The 1,274-nt window shown below is 63.5% G+C and carries 1 protein-coding gene and 1 pseudogene; both read right to left on the reverse strand.

Annotated features, from left to right (window positions below; all coding sequences use genetic code 11):
- Positions 1-18 precede the first annotated feature (18 nt).
- Positions 19-1,089 (reverse strand): IS3 family transposase, encoded by a 1,071-nt coding sequence (locus HNQ95_RS33325; RefSeq protein ID WP_246341097.1) that lies wholly within the window; start codon positions 1,087-1,089, stop codon positions 19-21.
- Positions 1,056-1,208, reverse strand: a pseudogene (locus tag HNQ95_RS33920) (transposase); the annotation flags it as partial. The gene HNQ95_RS33325 and the pseudogene HNQ95_RS33920, both read right to left, overlap by 34 nt.
- Positions 1,209-1,274 lie beyond the last annotated feature (66 nt).

Here is a 1,274-nt window from a genome sequence, read left to right on the forward strand (position 1 = left end):
TGACCTGCCACTGAACTGTCATCCATTGGCGATTAGAGCCTCGGCCGTTTTTGTTACGCCCTGAGGCGCGGTGAAAGCAACCGGCGGAGGCGCGGAGCCTTCCATCAGCACAGCGTCGGAGCCGGTTGCGGTGATGACCTCGGCATAGGCTGCGGGGGTCTGGTAGCCGAGCGAGGAATGCGGCCTCGCGGTGTTGAAGTCCTGACGCCATTCGGCGATGGCGCTTCGGGCGTGGTCGAGGCCGAAGAACAGGCTCTCGTTCAACAGCTCGTCGCGCATCCGGCCGTTGAAGGATTCGACATAACCGTTCTGCATCGGCTTGCCGGGCGCGATGTAGTGCCATTTGATCTCGTGATCCTTCGACCAGGCGAGGATGGCGTTCGAGGTGAACTCGGTGCCGTGGTCGGAGACGATCATGCCCGGCGTGCCGCGCTGGGTGATCAGTTCCGTCAGTTCACGGGCAACCCGACGGCCGGAGATCGAGGTGTCCGGGATTGCGGCCAGGCATTCGCGCGTCACATCGTCGACGACGTTGAGCACGCGGAAGCGCCGGCCGCAGGCGAACTGATCATGCACAAAATCCAGCGACCAGCGTGCGTTCGGCTTTGCTTCGACCAGGATCGGTGCCCGCGTGCCCACGGCGCGGCGGCGTGCCCGGCGCTTACGCACCGTCAGACCTTCCTCGCGGTAGAGGCGATAGATGCGGTTGATCCCCGACGCCTCGCCCTCGCGCCGGAGCAGTATGAACAGGCGCCGGTAGCCGAAGCGCCGGCGCTCGTTGGCCAGATCGCGCAGCCGGCCGCGCAACTCCGTCTCTGGCGGACGCCGGAACAGGTAGCGGATCATCTTGCGATCGGCGCCGACGAAGAAACAGGCCCGACGCTCCGACAGACCCATGACGGACTGCAGATGCGCGACGGCTTCACGCTTGGCGGCGGGCCCTACCATTTTTTTGACAGAAGCTCGCGCAGTGCCGAGGCTTCCAACATCTGCTCGGCGAGCAGCTTCTTCAGCTTGGCGTTCTCGTCTTCCAGTGCCTTCAGCCGCTTGGCGTCGGACACCTCCATGCCGCCATACTTCGCCTTCCAGTTATACAGCGTCGCCTCCGAGATCCCGTGCTTGCGAGCCAGATCGCCCGCCTTCGCTCCTGTCTCGTGCTCGCGCAGAACCGCGATGATCTGCTCTTCCGTGAACCGCTTTCTCTTCATCAGTCCGTCCTTCGATCAAGGACCGGACTCTAATCTCAGATGGAGGAAAAACTCAGCGGCAGGTCA

Source organism: Aminobacter ciceronei, assembly GCF_014138625.1.
In the GTDB taxonomy this organism is placed as follows: Bacteria; Pseudomonadota; Alphaproteobacteria; order Rhizobiales; family Rhizobiaceae; genus Aminobacter; species Aminobacter ciceronei.